This window comes from Priestia sp. P1_B12_1, assembly GCF_056406695.1.
Genome location: NZ_JBFTZR010000002.1, coordinates 307,938 through 328,598, shown reverse-complemented (window position 1 = coordinate 328,598; position 20,661 = coordinate 307,938). Strand labels below are relative to the sequence as shown.

The 20,661-nt window shown below is 37.4% G+C and carries 16 protein-coding genes; 1 reads left to right on the top strand and 15 read right to left on the bottom strand.

Annotated features, from left to right (window positions below):
* Window positions 1–225 precede the first annotated feature (225 nt).
* The 9 genes from AC1D0Y_RS07215 to AC1D0Y_RS07175 form a co-directional block, all read right to left on the bottom strand.
* Window positions 226–813 (bottom strand): histidine phosphatase family protein, encoded by a 588-nt coding sequence (locus AC1D0Y_RS07215; protein WP_028407650.1) that lies wholly within the window; start codon window positions 811–813, stop codon window positions 226–228.
* Between the two features lie 12 nt (window positions 814–825).
* Window positions 826–1,632 (bottom strand): alpha/beta fold hydrolase, encoded by an 807-nt coding sequence (locus AC1D0Y_RS07210; protein WP_013081956.1) that lies wholly within the window; start codon window positions 1,630–1,632, stop codon window positions 826–828.
* A gap of 36 nt (window positions 1,633–1,668) precedes the next feature.
* Window positions 1,669–2,043, bottom strand: coding sequence for a DnaJ family domain-containing protein (locus AC1D0Y_RS07205; RefSeq protein WP_028407648.1), 375 nt, complete (start codon window positions 2,041–2,043; stop codon window positions 1,669–1,671).
* A 454-nt stretch (window positions 2,044–2,497) separates the two neighbouring features.
* A complete protein-coding gene (locus AC1D0Y_RS07200; RefSeq protein WP_060744925.1) occupies window positions 2,498–5,371 on the bottom strand; it encodes an ATP-binding protein in 2,874 nt (957 codons plus the stop codon).
* Complete coding sequence (locus tag AC1D0Y_RS07195) at window positions 5,361–5,729, bottom strand: response regulator transcription factor (RefSeq protein ID WP_025749698.1); 369 nt, start codon at window positions 5,727–5,729, stop codon at window positions 5,361–5,363. Before AC1D0Y_RS07195 ends, AC1D0Y_RS07200 begins: the two co-directional genes overlap by 11 nt.
* Window positions 5,730–5,731: 2 nt before the next feature.
* Window positions 5,732–8,980: a hypothetical protein gene (locus AC1D0Y_RS07190; RefSeq protein ID WP_477707411.1), complete on the bottom strand. Its 3,249-nt coding sequence runs from the start codon at window positions 8,978–8,980 to the stop codon at window positions 5,732–5,734.
* Complete coding sequence (locus tag AC1D0Y_RS07185) at window positions 8,977–10,386, bottom strand: glycosyltransferase family 2 protein (protein ID WP_034275527.1); 1,410 nt, start codon at window positions 10,384–10,386, stop codon at window positions 8,977–8,979. Before AC1D0Y_RS07185 ends, AC1D0Y_RS07190 begins: the two co-directional genes overlap by 4 nt.
* Window positions 10,376–11,425 carry a HEAT repeat domain-containing protein gene (locus AC1D0Y_RS07180; protein WP_060744922.1) on the bottom strand — a complete coding sequence of 350 codons (1,050 nt, stop codon included), beginning with the start codon at window positions 11,423–11,425 and terminating at the stop codon, window positions 10,376–10,378. The genes AC1D0Y_RS07185 and AC1D0Y_RS07180 overlap by 11 nt, the downstream gene beginning before the upstream one ends.
* On the bottom strand, window positions 11,426–13,033 hold the full coding sequence (locus tag AC1D0Y_RS07175; RefSeq protein ID WP_060744921.1) for a response regulator: 1,608 nt from the start codon (window positions 13,031–13,033) through the stop codon (window positions 11,426–11,428).
* A 484-nt stretch (window positions 13,034–13,517) separates the two neighbouring features.
* On the opposite strand from AC1D0Y_RS07175, the gene AC1D0Y_RS07170 reads away from it, so the two are divergent.
* The gene (locus AC1D0Y_RS07170; protein ID WP_060744920.1) at window positions 13,518–14,033 is read left to right on the top strand and encodes a GNAT family protein; all 516 of its coding nucleotides are present in this window, start codon (window positions 13,518–13,520) and stop codon (window positions 14,031–14,033) included.
* Between the two features lie 30 nt (window positions 14,034–14,063).
* Here the strand turns inward: AC1D0Y_RS07170 and AC1D0Y_RS07165 are convergent, their stop codons facing one another.
* From AC1D0Y_RS07165 to AC1D0Y_RS07140, 6 genes are all read right to left on the bottom strand, one after another.
* Entirely contained in the window at window positions 14,064–14,798 is a 735-nt protein-coding gene (locus AC1D0Y_RS07165; RefSeq protein WP_060744919.1) for a sugar phosphate isomerase/epimerase family protein, read from the bottom strand.
* A 51-nt stretch (window positions 14,799–14,849) separates the two neighbouring features.
* Window positions 14,850–15,656, bottom strand: a complete 807-nt coding sequence (locus AC1D0Y_RS07160; protein WP_013055640.1) for a carbohydrate ABC transporter permease — start codon at window positions 15,654–15,656, stop codon at window positions 14,850–14,852.
* 68 nt (window positions 15,657–15,724) lie between these two features.
* A complete protein-coding gene (locus tag AC1D0Y_RS07155; protein WP_014461372.1) occupies window positions 15,725–16,579 on the bottom strand; it encodes a carbohydrate ABC transporter permease in 855 nt (284 codons plus the stop codon).
* Between the two features lie 72 nt (window positions 16,580–16,651).
* Entirely contained in the window at window positions 16,652–17,929 is a 1,278-nt protein-coding gene (locus AC1D0Y_RS07150; RefSeq protein WP_114324413.1) for an ABC transporter substrate-binding protein, read from the bottom strand.
* Window positions 17,930–18,280: 351 nt separating this feature from the next.
* Window positions 18,281–18,892, bottom strand: a complete 612-nt coding sequence (locus AC1D0Y_RS07145; RefSeq protein WP_060744916.1) for a flavin reductase family protein — start codon at window positions 18,890–18,892, stop codon at window positions 18,281–18,283.
* Window positions 18,893–19,305: 413 nt separating this feature from the next.
* Window positions 19,306–20,574: a PcsB-like coiled-coil domain-containing protein gene (locus tag AC1D0Y_RS07140; protein ID WP_477707410.1), complete on the bottom strand. Its 1,269-nt coding sequence runs from the start codon at window positions 20,572–20,574 to the stop codon at window positions 19,306–19,308.
* Window positions 20,575–20,661: the final 87 nt, after the last annotated feature.

Genomic DNA, 20,661 nt, shown 5'->3' with positions numbered 1-20,661 from the left:
TTTATTAAAATCAATTGTATAAATATTTATATATAAAATTAATATGCGGGGTCTCATCCCTTCCGATTTTCCCGCAGGAGTCTTCATCTTGTCCTTCAATCAACAGCTAGAAGTACTCACATATATGAAACCTACGTTCACCATCACCATAAAAAAATCCGAACGATTAATCGTTCGGATTTTCCCTCAACTAAAATACTACTGTCACAGTCTCTTTAAGTATATTTATTCAAGATGTTTGGCATCATTGATCGTTTCAAGACGCCATTTTCCACTTTCATAAGCAAAAGTTGTAATCGATGTATTTTGTAAAATAGTAGTCCCTGTTCCTTGTTCTCCGCTTGTTACATGATGAATGAATGTATTAATTGCCGCTCCGTGACTAACAACTGCTACTTTCTTCCCGATAGACTTCTTCATAATTTCCGTTAACCGCCGAACCATCCGTTCTTGAGCCGCTTCGAGTGTTTCGATATTATATAAAGGCTCTTCTCCCCAATTTGTCGCATAGTTTGGCACAAGCTCATGCAGAACTTCTACGTTCTTTGATTCTAGTTCTCCAAAAGAGCGCTCACGCAGCTGCTCACAAACTTCGATTTTCTCTACTTTAGCAGCTGCTGCAATTTCCCTAGCCGTCTCCTGCGCACGAAGCAAATCGCTTGTATAGATTACATCAATATGGATATCTCGAAAACGTTCCGCTACGCGTTTAGCTTGTTGCTTTCCCGCTTCGTTGAGCGGAATATCAGCATGCCCTTGAATAAGTTTGTTTTTATTCCAATCTGTTTGGCCGTGTCTAATTAAGTAAAGCATCGTAATCCCCCTTTAATCCCGTTTTAAAAATTGATAGACAGCTTTATCAACCTCTGAGCTTTCATGTAAATCCGAATGTGCTTCATGAAACGTTTGGAGATGAATGTGTTCGGTGAACTCTTGCAGTCCGTACGCACTTTCTACTGTTACCACTCCATCTGTCTTATCTCCCACATCTCCTGCTCCTGAAAAAACGTCGATTTCTTTTGAGAAATCTTGACGACTTTCGTACAGCTTGTTTAATGCTATAGAGTGAAAAGCTAAATCACGAGCACCCATAGATTCAATATGATTGCGTGCATGAGGGTACATTTCCATTAATTCCTGATAATCTAATCCTTGAATTGGCGATCCTAACGTAACTAACTTTTGAATATATTGAGGGTTAGACAAACTAACAGCTGCTGCTGTTACTCCTCCCATACTATGTCCAACTAAATCAACAGAAGATGCTTTATATGTATCACGTACATCTTGCATAATAGCTTCAATCCATTTTTGCTGCTGTGCAATACTGGCATCCGGCTTTTTAAAAACGATATGAATAAGCGGAAGTTTTCCCTCTTTTGCTTTCATAATATGCTTCCACTGAATAGCTCCATCTTTTTGAACAACGCAGTAACCTACTTTAGTTCCCCATCCGTTTTGTTCAAATCGTTTAATCATTTTCCCTAAGCTTTTTTGACTGCCTAAATAGCCATGAATAAATAAAACCGGCACATTTTTCGATTGGGCACCTCGTTTTATTTGTGGGGCAAAAATATAAAAACAAAGCGAAATAAATAGTATGATACTGATCAATAAAATTAACAGCCGCAAGTTCTCACCCTCCGATCGTCTGGTCCACTACACTCATTAATAAAAAAATTTGGAGTAAATTTTATTCTGATACGTCCTGTAAGCTGCAGAACTTGTCATCTTTTTCTTGCCAACGAGCTGCTCAAAGCGCAAACGCTTTTCCGTAAGCATCTCTGTTAGCCTTTGTTCTTCATTAGCATCCGTGCATATAGAAATCAATTCTTCTATTGTAGCCATATCTCGTTTCAGCTCTTGTTCATCCGTTATCATGTTTGCATTTTTTAATATCCTATACGCTTGGCGCAGTTCTTCAGGTATGTGTGACAAATCTTCTAACTTTAATGGTTTGCCTTCCCCAGGCAGCTTATCAAAGTCACCGTCTTTTATTGCTTGTCTAATTCTTTCTTCAGCAATTATATACGCAATATCCAAGGAAAGACCTCCTTTAAGCAAATATAAAATTCAATCTTACCTTCTATATAAAAGATGTATAAAAAACACAGCTTTTATAACCGTATTTTTTATTATACTATGATTATAAAAATTGAACTACCTTCACTTCTGGGATAGACTATCCTCCCTTTGTGAAATGATTTCCAGAGCTTCACTCCTTTCATTATCAAACTTTCTTGAGCAGTTTCTTAACTAGCTGAAATTCAATAAACGATTCTGCATAAGATTTTGTTATCTTATCTTACTATATTTATACAAAAAAGCCTCCTTACGCATGTAAGGAGGTGGAAAAAGATAATTCTAAGGTCATCATGTTATGCCTACTTACTATAAAACCACAATTTGATAGCGTTTTCAACATTTTTTTATTACTTTACTAATTTTCTTTTCGTTTAATGAGGCTCCGCAAATATAACGAAGCCTCACCAAATTTCTACTCTTCTTTATCTGATGGAATCATAATTTCTCCTTCATGCTCTTGTTTTTTTAAGAGGAGCTGGAGAATCGTTTTGGATAATTTACTAGGCTGATAAGGTTTAATCAGAAACTCACACACTCCAAGCTCTAACCCTTTGCTTCTTTCGTCTAAAGCAGATGAGATTAAGATAGGGATTTTTTCTGTCTCTGTATTTTCTTTGAGGTGTCTTAAAACATCCCATCCGTCTAACTTATTTTCCCCTAGCATAATATCTAGAACAACCACTTCAGGCTTTTGCTGATGAATAGAGTTTAATGCATCTTCTCCGTTGTTAAAATACCGAACATGAAAACCGCTTTCTTTTAATTCTACCTGTAAAAGCGTCGCTAAACTTTTATCATCTTCTACAATCACTACGCTTTTACGGTTATCATTTGTATTTATCATCTCTTCATCGTACTGAACTTCATATAGAAGAGGCAGAACAACCGTGAATGTTGTTCCTTTTTTCCATTCCGATTGTACAGTAATGTCTCCGCCATGAGCTTTTACAATTTCTTTTACAATTGCTAATCCTAGACCCGTTCCGCCAATTTTGCGCATATCGGAATTATCTACTCTGTAGAATTTGGTAAACAATTGACCTATCGCTTCACTTGGTATACCAATTCCTTCATCTTGAATATCAATATAAACAGCGTGTTCCTTTTGATACACTTTAACTGTAACGTTCCCTCCATCGGGCGAATATTTCACTGCATTGCTAATTACATTATTAAACAATTGCAGCAGCTTATCTTTATCTCCCATTACTGTAAAATGCTCTTGATCAGAAATCATATCAAATTCATGCTTACTTGTTTGTATTTTCTGGACCTCAATCACCTGCTTAATAAGCGGCAGAACGTCTTGATACTTTTTATCGTAGGTTTGTTTCCCCGCTTCCATCCTTTGGACGTCCAGAAAATCGTTGATTAAAGACGTTAACCGCTGTGCTTCCTGATAAATAGTAGTTAAATACTTCTTCTGTCTTTCTTCTTTTAATGTTTTGTTTAGCATAAGCTCAGTGAATCCTAATACGCTTGCTAACGGTGTGCGCAGCTCGTGACTCACAGTGCTTACAAATTCCGACTTCATCTGATCAACTTCAAATTCTTTCGTAATATCACGATGAACGAACAATACGCCAAACATCTGACGGTTTCGATACACGTATTCGCTATAAACTTTTATAACTTTTCGCTTACCATCCGTGTGCAGGTAATAAACAAAAGACTTTTCTACTTGCTCTCCCTTACAAATGGCTTCAACGTATTGTCTCAGCTGCTGTATATTTTCGACTTTTTGAGAGAGAGCATCTATCCATTGATCGAGAGAGAGCTGAAGAAGCCCGCTTTGATGCTCATATTGAAACAATTCGCTAATCTTCGTATTCACTTGTAGAATCGTACCGCTTGTATCTACAAGCTGCATTCCTTCTTGAATCGAATTTAAAATATCTTGAGATAGAAGGCGGTCGTGCTCAGACTCTTCGTAAATATAAATTTTTTCAAGAGCAATCGTGATTTGTTTGGCCAGTATTTCAAATGTCTGTAATTCATGCTCTGTGTACTCATCCGCATAGCGACTGTAAAACATATAGGCTAGCATATCTCCCTGTGAAGACAGCACCGGTACGATAACATCATACAAATAAAACGTTTGCTGATGATATAGGCGCTCATGTTCTATACACTCTCTTTTTACTACCATACATTTTTTCGTCTTTTGCACATGATTAACGTAATTATTATGAAGATTTGCCACCATCTGTTGAACACTTGCTGAAGATAGACCAAATGAAGCATGTGTCTTTTCATCGGTTAGCATAATAAATCCATGATCAGCTTTCATCACCCGGCTCATGTTTGTGACAGCACTCGTTAGAACTTCTTGCTTGTGAAGAGAATTTGTTAGTCCATGCACAAATAAATTGCGCAATTCTAACTCTCCCTCTCGTTCCTTTGTCAGCTCTAATGCGTGCTGAAGTTCATCTTGCTGACTGTGCAACTCATCTTGCTGTGCAATCAGCTCTTCATTTTGAGCCGTTAACTCCTGTTCGTTATTTTGCAAAGTTGATACCATCTTGTAAAAAGCTTGAGATAACATGCCGATTTCATCTTTTCTTTGTTCATCAAAAGCTATAGGGATTTCTTTTCCAGCAGCAATTTCGCTTGCCGTATACGCCAGCTGACTCAGCGGCTTGACAAACTTACTTAGCAGTACTCGTGTCAGCAACAATAAAATCACTACCGTAAACGCTAAAAACAAAATAAAAAGCGTTTGACTTTTCTGCATCTCACTCGACGTATTATCGTACTGTGTATTTAAGTCTTTAGTTAATTCATTTTGGTAGTCATCAAGTTCTTTTTGCATTTGTTCTATTGATTTAGAAGCAGCCTTCCGCTCAGGACTAGAGCGGACTCCTTCAATACCTTTTTTGTCGTAAACATCTTTAAAATAAGGAAGCGTTTGATTAAAATACGTGTTTAGCATCACCGTCGCTTCATTTACAAACGTACGTTCACGTCTATCTGCGTCTAGACCTGAAAGTCGATTGAGATTTTCTTCGATAATTTTTTGCTGCCTTGCAGCCTCGTTATACATATCCTCTGAATCAAACGCAATAAACCCACGAGCCTGCAAAAAAGCTCTGTTCATTGATTTATCAATTGTAGATAGCAGCTGTGCCTTTTCCCGTACTTGTGCCCTGTACTGGGCATAATCAGCTGTAATTTCTTTTTGCCGTACAACAAGTACAGTTGAACCCCCCGCAAAAGCAAGTAAAAGGATACTTGCTAAGAGGATGAACTGGGTTGAGATACTTTTTCGTTTTAGTTTATTGTTCATCTAAAATTTCCTCGACACGTTCGGCTAGTAATAGGGGACTAAACGGCTTAGACATAAAATACGCAGCCCCTGCTTCTAACACTCGGCTTTGATCAGCAGCTTGATTCTTAGCTGAAAGCATCAATACTTTTGTATGGCGCTTATCTTTCATTTCTTTCAGCTGCTGAATGACTTCAAGCCCGGTGAACACGGGCATCATATAATCCAAAATAATCAAGTCAAAATCACGTTCTTTAATAAATTCCAAAGCTTCTTCGCCATTTTCTGCTTCCGTCACATCATGTCCTTCATCTTCAAGCGTATCTACTACTAACATACGAAGCACTTCTTCATCTTCCGCTAATAAAATTTTTGCCATTGTTATTCCTCCGCTTGTAGTCGTCCATACGTTTTTTGCAATATGAAGTAGGACGGCTTTATTCGTTCGTGAAAAGTTGGATACTCCCAATTTTTCCACTTGTATAAGTAAAAATCTTTTAATAAAAGTTCTCCTTTTTTCTGAGTCGGAAACGTATCTTCCACGTCATTGCTCTTCTTATTAACAGCTACGACTCCCACTTGAATTCCTTTTATTTTCTCGCTGGATTCCAATCCTTTTTTAGACCAAATATCTCCCATTATTTCTTTTTGACTCGGGTCTTTTACATTTAAAAGCGCCCAAGGAATGCGAAGTTCAGCAATTCCATTTGATTCATTCACTTTAAAATCTGCTAGCGAATCAAATGAAGAAGAGTTAGGATCGCTGTTTCCTTCTTTGAGCTTCCCTGTTTCATAGGCGTCAAAAGGAATGGTTCTCTTGTTTTCCCCTTCTCCAATCGCTAACTCTTTGTTAAGGGCGAGCCTGATTGGGTTAAACATGCCGTTGTCTTTTGTATCGGTTCCTTTTACCGCCGGAATCATTTGAAGCTGATGAGCATATGAAAAATAATACGTATCGTAATAGCTGTCTACCCATAAATGACTGTCTTCTTTCCCGTTTAATTCTGCTACAAAATCAATTCCTTTTGTTTTTAAGGAAGGGATTTGAGGGATCTTTGACTGTCCCTGATTGTTAATCGTGTTAAACAAGAAATAAAGCTTTTGATTTTCCAATTCTTTTGCATTCACGTGTAGATATAGATAACCTTCATCACTTGTAATGTTCAATTCTTTTAACTTCTTAGACGGCTTATACACCGACTTGCTGTTCAGCTTTTTCCAATCGTCTGATTTACCGTCTACTTTGACTTTCAGCTTCTTTCCTGGATCAAAACTCATCAGTCCAAAATGCTGCTCTCCTGTTTGCAAATTCGTCCAAAATGGCCTGCGGTTCGGATTGTCGTACTCCATCGTATTCCACGTTCGCTTAAACCATTCATCTTGCCATGTAAAGACCATACCGCCAGCCATTTTTTCTTCAGCAATATCTTCGTATAAGCGTGACAGAATCTTTCCTTGTTCTTGTTCCGTATGAAAACCTTGATCCCATCCGTATACGTTTCTATGGGTGAGTCCTCGCGAAGCCGGAATGCCAAATTCAGCAACAAGAACGGGCATATGATGAACTTCTTTCATATTTTGCAAATAGCCTGCGTAGTTATTTTTCTCTCCTCGATGATCTCGATAAGCGAGATAACGAGGTTCATAGTTTAAAAAGTCAGGATAGTACGGATAAATATGATAAGAGGCAAATAAGCCCGGCTCAAATTTTTTAGTTGTGTGAATTAAATTAGGATTAACAGACACTTTATCTTCGTCTTCAGAAGGCTCATATGGATGAGTAAGCAAATCCGTCGTCACCCAGTTCGTAAAGCTCATAGGCCGCTGCCAATCATATTTATCCTGCTCATAGGAAATTGTTTTTTCCATAAGCTGAGCAAGCCAAATTTCAAAGGGGTTGCCTTTTTCGGTATAGATGTACTGCCCTTTAAAATCTTTCATGCCTTTATGTTTTTCATTTGTCGAAAGGGCTACCGTGGGATCCCATTCAACTCCTATAATCCATCCTAAAACATAAGGAGACACGTCTGCTGTATACGTTCCGCTTGCATGTCCTGTCCGTTTTGGCAGTGTTGCCTTTCCGTGAATAACGTTTACAATCCTTTTCATTTCAGCTTCAAATTCTTTTGTATTTTCCTTCGCAAAAGCATCTTGGGAATCATAGAAAACTTCTTCATTCACCCATACCCCATGAAAAAGATAAATAGGTTCTTCGGCTTTTTGGTTATACTCAGCAAGCGCTTCATAAAAGGCGGGAGGATGAATGGTGTATACGCGGATTGAGTTGGCATTCATCTTTCCAATTTCTTCAAACCAGCGCAGATATTCTTCTTTTGAAATAGCAGTCTCACCAGGGAAATGGCCTGGCTTACTAATGCCCATATTTACTCCTTTAATAAGCAAATATTTCCATTTACCATTTTGATAAACTTGCAAATAATCTTTTCCTACTTTCCCTGCTACTTTAAGGTCAGCATCTTCATAGATTTCCATATTTTTATTAAAAGTAACAGAAGCAGGCTGCGATTTATTTTGCTGTTGATCGATGATCTTATTCATAAGAGGAAGATAAACAGTCCAGTAAAAAGAAGACTCATCTTCTTTTCCGATTTTCTCTGTCCATTTCTTCCACACCGGGTAAAAAGAAGTTTGATAAATGGAAGGTACTTCTCCTTGATCTGCAAAATCTCCTGCAAAGTAATAAGTATCATATCGCTCTTTGTTATGATGAACGACTGCTGGTATGGACAAAGGGATACCATTTTCCTTCAGCTTGTTTTTTCCTTCAGAATCCAAGTGAAAGACAAACTGAGCCTGCACATCACTTTTTTGCTGGGGTGTAATTACGTCAAACCAATATTGATAAGCAGATTCATCCTGTAAATTCGATGTTTTCTTTCCTTGTTTTGTATATTGAAACCATACTGGATTTTCTTTTAATTCTTTTTCCGTTACAATAACGAGCTTATTGGATTCATTAACGAATAATAAGCCTTTTCCTGTAAGGCTCCACTCTTTGTTGTACTGCTTTTTGTAAGCACTCTTCACCCAAGCAGGAACTTCTTCACTGCCGAATTCATCAAAATAGCGACCAATCCAGCCGGACCATGTCACATTGTACAATTCATACAGTTCTTTGCGAACGTCTAAGGAAGTAGGGCTTCCAAATGTATTAAACTCTCCAATCAGCGTTTTTGTACGTCCATTCAATGCTTTCTTAACGTAGCTCACGTCTTCAGAAGTCATGCCGCCATACACCAATTGAGAGCGATCTCCTCTTTTAGCTTTTACGCCTAAATCTTCTTTGTATACACCATACGTGTCCGTGATATAAATCATATCTGCAGAGTTTGTTTTTGGCAGAGATTTAATGCTGTATGTTTTATCTCCTTTCGGGTAAAACCCTGCATAATCTTTTGAGATTTCATAAGGCTTCCCGTCTTTGCGTACTTTCGCTTGATTCAGCATCCACATTAAGCCTTGATGCTCTCGAAACGTTTGATCTGGCACTGTTTTATCAATGACAAGCATATTCAAATCAGTTGGTTTCTTTAGCTGCCAAATAAGAAATGGAGAAGCCGTTATCGCCATAACCAAAATAATACCGCCGATTAATAACCATTTTTTCATTGTGAAACTCCTTTTCGCTGCATGTCTCCCCAGCCTTTTTTATTGCGAATAACATCCAACAATCCATGACAGCGCCATATAACAGTTAGAGGGCGATACCAAAAGGATTCAGTCAGGGAAAAGACAAACAGCTTAGCAATATCAGATACTTTTGGATATTTACGAAGGCTCCACTCTTCTAGCAAAACGGCCGCCATCGAATAAAGAGAACCATATACAACCATTAAAAGAAAAAGCAAATAAGCAAATTCCACATAAATCCCGCCTACAACTAGGGAAATAACAATAAACAAATAGCCTAACATTTCCATGACCGGCCCGATTAGTTCAATAAACACAAAATAAGGCATAGAAATCAGTCCGATGCTTCCGTATTTCGGATTAAAAAGCATCTCTTTATGCTTCCAAAGACTATCAAATAAACCGCGGTGCCAGCGGTTTCGCTGTCTTCGCAAATATTTGATTTCATCGGGTGCTTCTGTCCAGCATACGGGATCTGGAATATAAACAATTTGATTGTTGGTTTTTTTCTGTTTAATCAGTCGGTGCAGGCGAACAACGAGCTCCATGTCTTCTCCGACCGTATGAGAATAACCCCCAGCTTCAATCACCCAGCGTTTAGAAAATACGCCAAATGCTCCTGACACAATAAGCAATAAATTATGGCGACTGAGACCAATGCGCCCCATAAGAAAGGCACGTAAATATTCAATAATCTGCATCACAACAAGCGGCTGTGTATCAAGTCCAATCGATACGACCGCACCGTTTTCGATTTTACATCCATTTGCAATTCGAATACTTCCCCCTGAAGCAATTACTTCTCCGTCTGAATCAATAATTGGCTTCATAACTTTTAAAAAAGCATCTCTTTCTAACACTGAATCGCCATCGATCGAACAAAAATAAGGATAGTTGGATAAATTAATTCCTGCATTTAATGCATCTGACTTTCCCCCATTTTGTTTATCGACTACATATAAATAATCGTATAATTTAGAACGATATACAGCTTTTACTGCTTTCGTCTCTACTTGCTTTCTCACAACTCGATTCATTTTCACAAGAGAAAACTCTTCGATAAGCTTTTCTAACGTATCATCTGAAGATCCGTCATTTACTACGATTACTTCATATTCCGGATATTCAATTCCAAGCAGCGAACGTACGCTCCCAATAATCCCGACAGATTCGTTATAAGCGGGAACTAATATAGATAACGGCGTTGTATAGCTAACCGCAAGCAAATCTTCATAAGGTTCTTCATCGTTTAATTGATATTGCTTTCGCAGTTGAAAAGCAGAGATGATAAACATCATAAAATAAAAACAAAGCACAAAAATCATATAAGCAAATACAGCCCATCCGCAAATGGACAATAAAAGATGCCAAACATTATTCCACAACCGTAATTCCTCCTTTTTCAAGCCATTCTGCTGCCATATCTTTCGAAAACTTGTCATCAGTCGTTTTGTATACATGAACTAAGTATTCTTTACCTGTTGGGATTTTCATCATTGACTGAGCAGCATTCGAACGCACAAGAAAATGAGAATCTTTTAGCGACTGCTCGAGAATTGATAACCCCTTCTCATCTCTCGTTTTACCTATTAGTTTTGTAGCCATCATTCTTTCTTGCCAAATACCTGACTGAAGATGGTTCGTGAGCTCCTCTATTCTTAATGGAAAAGATAAAGCATTAAGTGATTTCAACGAACGAATTCGCAGTTCTTCTGATGAACTTTTCATGTGCATTTTTAAGAAATCTATATACTCTAACTTATGATTGATACCGATCATATCGATAAGAGGCAGCTGAATTTCTTCTTGCAGGTCTTCAAATTTATTAATAAATTGCTGAAACTGTTCACTGTTCATAGTTCCAAACAAAGAGCGGTACATAAATTCAGACAGCGGTCTAGAAGCGTTCGTCATGTACACAACAAACTCAGGGCGGTTCAGCTTAACCAAAATCTTTAAAATTTGATTTTTTTCAGCCGCTGTACTCTTTTTTTTCTCATACATTTCTATTAATTGGTCTGTTAGCGTACGTAGACCGAAGTCTTCAATAGCATAAAGAGCATTCATTCTGACACTCCACCTAGAATGATGCAGCTCTTTTTTATATTTAGGAGTAAAAACCTTCTCCGCATAGAGCGTAATGTTATTTAGAATTTCATCGCCTTGCACAGCTGCAGAAAAACCGCTTAATAGTTCCTCTACACCCGCCAGCTCTATTTTATTTTTAGGCTCTACCCGATGCTCTTCATCTTTTCTGTATAAATAAATAAAAAGAGATTCTTTTATACTATCTTTATAGGATTCTACTTTTGCTCGAAAAGCGTTTAAACGTGCCTTTTGAATAAGTAAGTAACTTAAAAAACAGACTAAAAGCAATAGCAATCCGCCAAATAAGACATATACCACTTGAATTGATATCGCCATTTATTTCACCTTCTTCATTAAATGACGTACGCGAGCTTCAAGCTCCATTAACTTAAATGGTTTTGTCATGTAATCATCTGCTCCAAGCTCTAATGCTCTTTGAATATCTTGTTCGCTGTTTCTCGATGTAAGCATAACAACCGTGTACTGATCATGACGTTTCTGCTGGCGCAATTTTTGCAGAACTTCTAAGCCATCCATTTTAGGCATCATTCCGTCTAAAATAACAAAGTATTGATCGCTAGAGTGAATCCATTGAGACTCAAAAAATTCGATGCCGTCTTTAAACACTTCTATTTTCACTTCATAGCGATCTCCTACATCAATCTTGCTTAAAAGCTCTTTTAGCATCGTTCGAATGATAGAATCATCATCAATAATAGCCATACGAAGCGTTCGCTTTTTAACTAGCTTGCTTTGAGAAGAAGCTACAATTTTTTGACGTCCTGATTCCTTCGCTATATATAATGCCTCATCAGCTTGATGAAGAGCTTTTTCTAACGGCCATTCATTGTTATGCACTTCTACAACTCCGCCGGAAAAGCTGCAATAAAACGAATTGCTTTGATATGTGAACACTTTTTTCACAAAGAAATCCAACAGTCTATTTAATACTGTTTCTGCCTCTTTTATATTGGTTTTTGGCAGTAAAAGAATAAATTCTTCGCCTCCATATCTAAAAATGTGATCTGTTGGACGAATTTCATGCTTCATATACTCTACAAATGCTTGCAGGACCTGGTCTCCCATAAGGTGTCCGTATTGATCATTTACTCTCTTAAATAAATCTAGATCCAAAAGAGCTAAACAAAAAGGCTCTTTTGAGCGGGCGTAGCTAGATAACTGTTGACTATAAATTTCTTTTAAATACGTTCGGTTATAGGCTCCTGTTAATTCATCAACCATTGAAAAAGAGTTAAGCAGCTTCTTTCGCTCAATATGGTGCCCAATTCGAAGTACACTTTCTTCCATATCCAGAGGTTTAACAAAGAAGTCATCAGCTCCTAATCTAAAGGCCTGCAAGCGCGTCTTTCTTTGATTATCAACACTCATCATGACAATTGGAATGAACATTTGCTTTGTTTTATCACGCAAAAATGAAAGAATGTCAAAACCCGTACCGTCTTTCATATGTACATCTACAACAAAACAATCAGGCTTCCATTCGTAAAATGCCGTAATAGCTTTTTCTTTAGATGCAGTTGCTAATACGTACCAGCCTTGTTTTTCAAAATGTTCTTTTAAATACATCAGCATTGAAAGATCGTCGTCCACAAGTAAAATATTAGCTGTTTTTTCATTGATTTCTAGCGGTTTATTTATATCTTCTACCGATTGAATTTCATCTTGATAAGAAATTTTAATAATATCTAATAAAAAAGCATTTAACTCCGCGTAATCCCAGGTTTTTTTCTGTTTTTTTTCCAAAGCTTCCATTAACTCGCGGGAGCGGTCTCCTAAATAATGCAGTCCAATGGTCGCGGACGTCCCAGAAATTGAATGCAAAAAGCGATACACCTCTTCATGAGGTATTTCTTCAGTTTGATCAGTCCACTCTTGCAGCTGTTTGCGGACATTAGCTAATAATGTAATTTGATATTTATCCATCTTATACACCCTTTGTTCGATATAGTTAACACTTACCCCATATTACTCCATCCATTTTTTATAATATTTTGTAAGTAAATGAAATATTTTCTTACTTTTATTTTAAGTATGTTTTTTCTAAATGAAAAGTAATTACTCTTTAACCATACTTTTCCTCCAATGATTTTACTTTAAAATGATTCTTTTTTCACCTATTATTTTTCCTCCCCATAAGTAAAATGACCTGTTACCTTCTTTATAAATAGACCTGCAACCTTATTGACAAAATTAATGAGTCTTTGTTACCCTTATACACGTTGTGAAAAATTTAAAAGTGAATGTTAAGGAAAGCAGCCGTTTTGATGAACGATCAATCAAATCAGGTTCTTTCCTTTTTATATTTTTACTAAGGTAGATACTTTGCCAAATAAAGTTTCGCTTTATACACCGTGTCCTCTTTGTCATAGGCGCACTTAGACCGAAAACAGACGGAAAGGAGTATAAAATGTTTACTCAGCTTACAGAAAAAAACCAGAATGCAGAAGAACTAAAAGAAACACTTGATGATTTAGAGTTTCAGCTATTTCGCATGCAGGATAATTTAAAAGAAATTGCTAAAAAGTATGAAGTTATTGGTGTCGATCAGCCTGAAGATAATCAGTTAGTTATTGTATCGGCACAAAATGACGGAAGCGCATGTAAAATTATGCTAAACGAATGCACAAAAGCTTATAGAGGGGCTTGGGATTTTGCCATCGATGGCGTATATGAAGATAATCACACGATTTTTATTGGTGACATTAAAGGACCTGCTAATAAAGGATATGGCTCGGTATGCATGAACTATTTAAAAGAAGTCGCAGTGGATCAAAATGTTCATGTCATAAAAGGAGATATCGCTGAGCGCGACTGGGATCATCTCGAAAGATTGATTCATTTTTACGAAAAACATAATTTTGAGGTAAATATTGATTATACGAATAAGTGCGGAGAAATTGAGTGGACTCCGGCTTATCAATAAAAAACGAACAGACAGCGTCTGTTCGTTTTTTTATTTGATATATGCTAAGCTTTTTTTTATGCTGCTAAGAGGATTTTCTTTGCATTGGTCTTGTTCAACAATCCACCATTTTACTCCTGCTCTAGTGCCTTCTTCCATGACAGCCTTTACATCTACCCCTCCAGTACCAAGAGGAGCAAAGAATTGCTCGCCGTCTGTTGTCATATCTTTTAAATGGATAAAAGGCGTACGATTTCGATAGTGCTTCATCCACTCAACTGGATCTTCGCCTGCTTTAGTGAGCCAATAAATGTCCAGCTCTACGTTTACCTCAGTTTCTTCTAGAATCGTTTGGAGAGCTGACTTTCCAGTTGACAATTTCTTCAGCTCAAAATCATGATGATGATAGCTAAACGACATGCCTTCTTTTTTACAATACATGTAAATAGAATTTAAAGAATCAATAAGTTCATAATACCCTTTTTCCGTTTGACGTTCAGGCATTAAATAAGGACAAACAATATGTGAATTTCCAACTTGCTGTTCAAAGTGAATCACTTGTTCTAAATTAGATTCTAATTGTTCAAGCGGCACATGACTAGAAGCCGGCTTCAACTGTAAATCCGTTAACCATACTTTTACTTCTTTTGCTGTATATCCTTCGTACCCTGCAAATTCTACCCCTTGATATCCTAAAGCAGCTACTTTTTGAAGCGTTCCTTTAAAATCTTTTTTCGTTTCTTCACGCAGCGTATAAAGCTGAACTCCTACAGGTATTTCTCCCATCTTCTCTCCCCCTGTTCATTGAGAAAGCTCCTATAATAGGATCTTCTTCTTTTATTTTACTGCACTTCCAAGCATTCCTGAAATAAAATGACGCTGAAGTGCTAGGAAGAAGACAATGATTGGAATGGTTGCAATCGTTACCCCCATCATTACTTGACCGTAATCAATAATCGATAAGCCAATTAAGCTTGAAAGAGCAACTGGCAATGTAGCCATTTCGTTTGATGTAGTCGCAACTAGAGGCCACATAAAGTTATTCCACTGTGTCATAAATAAGAAAATAGCTGCTGCAGCCATAGCAGGCTTCATAGAAGGAAGCACAATAGTTAAAAAGATTCTCATCTCTCCAGCTCCGTCTAAACGAGCTGCTTCAATAAGTTCCGTTGGAAAAGCTAAAAAGTTCTGACGTAATAAAAAGATAGCAAACGGAAAGCACAGCTGCGGAACAATAAGAGCAAAATACGTATCAAGCAAATTAAAATTCGACATCAGCTGAAAAAGCGGAATGAGCGTTGCTTGATATGGAATCATCATAGACAATAAAAGCGTGGTAAAAATTGCGTTTCGGCCTTTAAATTCAAATTTAGACAGCGCATATGCAGCTGTAGAACAGACCATTAAAGCTACAATCACATACACGACTGAAACAAATACTGAGTTAAAAAAGACGCGCCCTAAATCAATTGAAGCATTTAAATTTTGTAGATTTGTCATAAATTGATCGCCAGGCTTCAGCGTTGGAGGGTTTGTAAACATTTTTCCTGATTCATTCGTAGCGCCGATAATCATCCAGTAAAAAGGAAAAATAGAAATAATCGTGAACAGCCCAAGCATGCTGTATAATCCTATTTTGCGCATGATGTTACTTTTCTTTTTAACTTTAGGCACGGTAGCTACTGCGGTTGCTTCTACTCTCTCTAATACACTCATGATTTATCACCCGTAAATTTAAATTGGAAGAACGTTAAAATACCAACTAATAATACAACAACGTACGCAATGGCTGAAGCATATCCAAAATCAAAGTATTTAAAGCCATTTTGATAAATATACAAGCCTAGCGTCATCGTGGAATCAGCAGGGCCGCCTTTTGTTAAGTTAAAAGGTTCGTCAAACAATTGAAGCGTGCCAATTGTTGATAAAATAGTAGCAAATAAGATAACGGGTTTTAATTGTGGAACCGTTACGTGGAAAAACTTTTGAATTCGGTTTGCCCCGTCTAAATCAGCTGCTTCGTAAACTTCATGAGATAAACTTTGAAGAGCTGCTAGAAAAATAACCATGTTATAACCTGTCCATCTCCAAGTCATCGCAACGATGATTGAGACTTTAGCCCAGAATGGATCTCCCAGCCACTGAATGGCATCAATACCAAAAAACCCTAAAATAGTATTCATTATTCCTTCATCTTGAAGAATGATTGAAAACAAAATAGAATAGGCAACTAGTGACGTTACTGCAGGCAAGAAAAATGAAACTCGGAAAAAACCTTTTAGTCTTAAAAGCTGACTGTTTAACGCGTTAGCTAGTACAAGTGCTAATAAAATCATTACGGGCACTTGAACGATTAAAATAATGCCGGTATTTCCAAGCGCTTTCCAGAAAATATCATCTCCGAGCAATCGTGTATAGTTTGATAACCCGGTAAATACATACTTTCCGCCTTCCATGCTCTGAAAGCTTAGAATAAAAGATGAAAAAATAGGGTAGATGGTAAACAGCGCAAACAGCAAAAGTGCTGGAGCAATAAATAAGTAAGGCAACGATTTATTTGTCTTCATGATGACCTCCTAGTACCGCAAGAAGAAGAGATAGAAGGCAATTTTCTAAAAATCACCTTCTATGCTTCTTGATTATTTTTGAATTCGGTTTTCTAAGCGTTTTTGAGCTGCTTCAAGCGAGTCTTTAACGCCTTTACCATTTGTTACTTCTGACACAGCTTTGACTGCTTCACTGTTTGCAACTGAGTAATTGCCCGTAAAGTTAACCGGCTTAATATCTTTCATTTCATCTGCGAATGTTTTCCAAATCGTTTGATTGCTAAAGTACTCATCTTGTGCAGTGAATAATTTTGAAGAATATACGGTATTTAATGATGGGAATAATCCGCCCTTCATCGCTTCTTCTTGAACTTTATCCGTTGTTGAGAAATACTCCATAAATTTGTACGCTTCATCTGCTTTTTGACTAGTTGCTGAAATCACATAGTTGCTTCCGCCTAAGTTAGAAGCACGGTTGCCTCCTTCTTCAAACGAAGGTAATAAAAACACTCCCCATTTTCCTTTTAAATCTGGAGCCTGCTGCGTAATAGAACCTGATAGCCAAGCACCAGATGGTGAACTTGCTACTTTACCTTCTGCTAAAGCACTGATTGAAGCATCCCAGCCCACTGTATTTTTAACAATGCCTGCTTCTTTTAACTTCTTATTTAACTCCATTGCTTTTTTCGCTTCTTTAGAAGTTAAATTTAGCTTTCCTTTGTTATTAAAATAGAACGTACCTTGCTGTGTCAGCGTCATTCGGAATAAGCCATCGTCATTATTAAAATCTAAACCTAGTAAATCAACGCCAACTTTTTCTTTAATTTTCTTACCAGCCGCAATGTAATCATCCCATGTTTTGATACTGTTTGGATCTACGCCTGCTTTTTCAAAATAATCTGTGCGATAGAAAACGCCTGTTGGACCTGCATCAAACGGGAAGCCGTACATGTCCCCATCCTTTGATAAAAGAGTTTTCTTAAACTCTGGAAACTTATCTTCTTGCTTATCAAATCCTTTTTTAGATAGGTTTAAAAATGCTTTTGGAAATGCATCCAAGTATCCTTGGAAACGATCGTCTTCTACTAATACAATATCAGGAAGGCCTTTTCCGCCAGCTTGCAATCCTGTTGTTAATTTTGAATAAACGTCTTCACGTCCCATATCCACTACTTTTAATTTAAATCCTGGATTCTCTTTTTGGTATTCTGCTGCTGCTTTCTTTAATACCGGTACGTTAATATTCCAAGCCCATGCAACAACTTCTTTTCCACCGCTACCACTTGTTTCATTAGCGGACTTTCCTCCGCATCCTGCAAGTACTAGGGTTAAAATGAGTGCAAAACTGATTAAACTAAACCAACGTTTCAATGAATACCCCTCCTATAATCTCGTCTCCTAGTGTGGCAAGTTTTTTTGTAAACGCTCATGACTCTTTCTCAAGAGAATTATTGAAAAATAATTCTGTATATTGAAAGCGTATACAATTTACTTAATCTAAATTATATGAATGAATACCCTTTTCCTCAATGGTAAATATAAAAGGCAAAAACCTTACATTTTTGCCTTTTTCTAAATTGATTTTGTTATTATGGTTTCTATTAACTTTTTCGTTCATGAAAAAAAGCGAATGTACTGTCGTTGTTGAAACAGAACACAATCGCTTATTTAAAAAAATCCAATGTATACTATTTTTTTGCTACATAAGTAACACTTTCTTGCTTATTTGGGACGTTCTAAGGAAAATAATTGCCCCAATTTACTATAGTTAGAACCCGCAAGTCGGCTGACTGGCTTCACACGTTCTGCAGAAACGCGATCGTTTTCTATCACTTTTTCACTAATATGAAACATCACAACTTCACCGATAAACAAATCTGAGCTGTATGCCTCATCCGTTCCTAATGGAACAATTTGGTGAAGCTTACACTCCATCCGAATGCTGGCTTCTTGAATTCCGGGAACCTGCACTTTTTTGCTCGGTGCTAGTGTTAACCCTGTTTCTTCGACTTCACTCACGGAAGAAGGATAAGAAGATGCCGCTTGATTCACTTGTTCCACTAAGTTTTCTTCTACAAGATGAACTACAAATTCTTTAGATGCACTAATATTTTTTGCCGTATCTTTCGTCATTTGACCTTCACTTCTCGAAACCGAAACGGCAATCAGCGGAGGCTCTGCCGCAACTACATTAAAGAAACTAAACGGTGCGGCATTCACTACACCGTCATCATTTTGACTTGTAACAAACGCAATCGGCCGGGGAATGACGACCCCTGTTAACAAATGATAATTGTCTTTTGCACTTTGTACCGCTGGATCGACTATCTTCATTTTACACACTCCTTTTCTTCCATTTACTTTATTGTATGGTAACGAAAAGAGTATAGATTAGCTAGCAACTTGCTCACCAAATATGCAAAAAAGAGATTGAGACATACCTCCATCCACCTAATCCGAAGACAAACAAATGGGAGTAATGAGCTGGTATCGATCACTTGTGACACCACTGTTGATTTCCATAGAAGGCTTCGCTTTCCGCGGGCGACCGATGAGCCTCCTCGTCGATTACGGGCCTGCGGGGTCTCATCACTTCTGTTTTTCCCTCAGGAGTCTTCGCCTTCCTCTCCAATCAACAGCTAGAAGCAACTAACTAGATGAAACCTACGTTCACTACAACAATGAAAAAATCCGAACGATTCATCGTTCGGATTTTCCTGCAACTAAAATATTTTCAGCCTTTTTCTTTAATTTAACACCGTGATTTTCACTGTACGACGTCCGAATGCTTTTGCAGCTGACTCAGAAGGTACTAATACATCAATTCGATATCCTTTAATCGCACCGCCCGTATCACCTGCTGTTGCCACTCCGTATCCTTCTACATATACTTTTGAACCTAATGGAATAACGGATGGATCTACCGCAATAATTTTATGAGTGCCTGAACTTACATTTTGTCCAGTCGCTGTTACGCCGCTACATCCTGCACAATTAGCTGTATAAGCTGTTGCTTCTACATACATTTCTTTTCCAGAATGCTTTTGTGTGCTTTCTTCTTTTTTCGTTTCTTTTGCTTCTGAAGAAACGGCTGCTTTCTTCTCTGTAGCAGCAGCTGTTTTTACTTCTTGTTTTGGCTCTGTTTTTACTTCTTGTTTAGCCGTTGCCAGTTCAGCTTGACGCTTTGCTTCTGCATCAGCCTCAGCCTTTTCAGCTGCCTGCTGTTTTGCCACTTGCTCAGCTTGCTTTTGAGCTGCTTCTTTTTCTTTTGCAATCTTATCTTGAATGCCTGTTAATTCAGACTGAAGGTTTGCTTTTTCTGAAGAAGCTGCATCAATTTCATTTACGACCGTGCTGTACTTTTCTTGCATAGTTGTTAACGTTGTTGTTTGTTTGGCAACGTTTTTATCTAATTCAGCTTGTTTAGCCGCTAAGCTACCTTTTGCTGCTTCTAATACTTTTTCTTGCTTATCAATTTCTTTTTTATCTTTTTCAATTTGATCTAAATCATTTTGATGCTGCTTTAAAATATCATTATCTGCTGACAATAACGTTGTGACAGCACCCATACGTGCAACAAAATCTCCAAAGTTATCAGCATTCATTAATGTATCAATAACAACACTTGTTTTATCGTCTTGCTGCAAAGCAACTAATCGATTTTCAATAATATCTTTACGACTTAACACTTTTTCCTGAAGCAAAACAATTTCTTTTTTCTTTTTCTCAATCATTTTGTTCGCTTCTGAAATCTGCTTTTCAGTCGATGCTAACTCTTTTTTATTGCTAGAGATTACTGTATGTAATGAATTTAATTGTGATTGAATGTTTTGAACATCTGAATTGATAGACTGTTTCTCTTTCTCTTTTTGTTGAACAGCCTTTTCTGTTTCTTTAATTTTATTTTCAGTACTCTGGAGCGCTTCTTCATTCGATTGGGCGTGAGTCTCTGTGATGCCGGTCATGAAGAAAATTCCTGTGACTGCTGCAAGAGTCATACGCTTAAAAATTTTCATAAAGTAATAGTCCCCTTTCCTCATAGACATAGTTATACCATAAAAAACTATCTGTTTATGTTACAATACAGTTAAAAGTTTCCCATA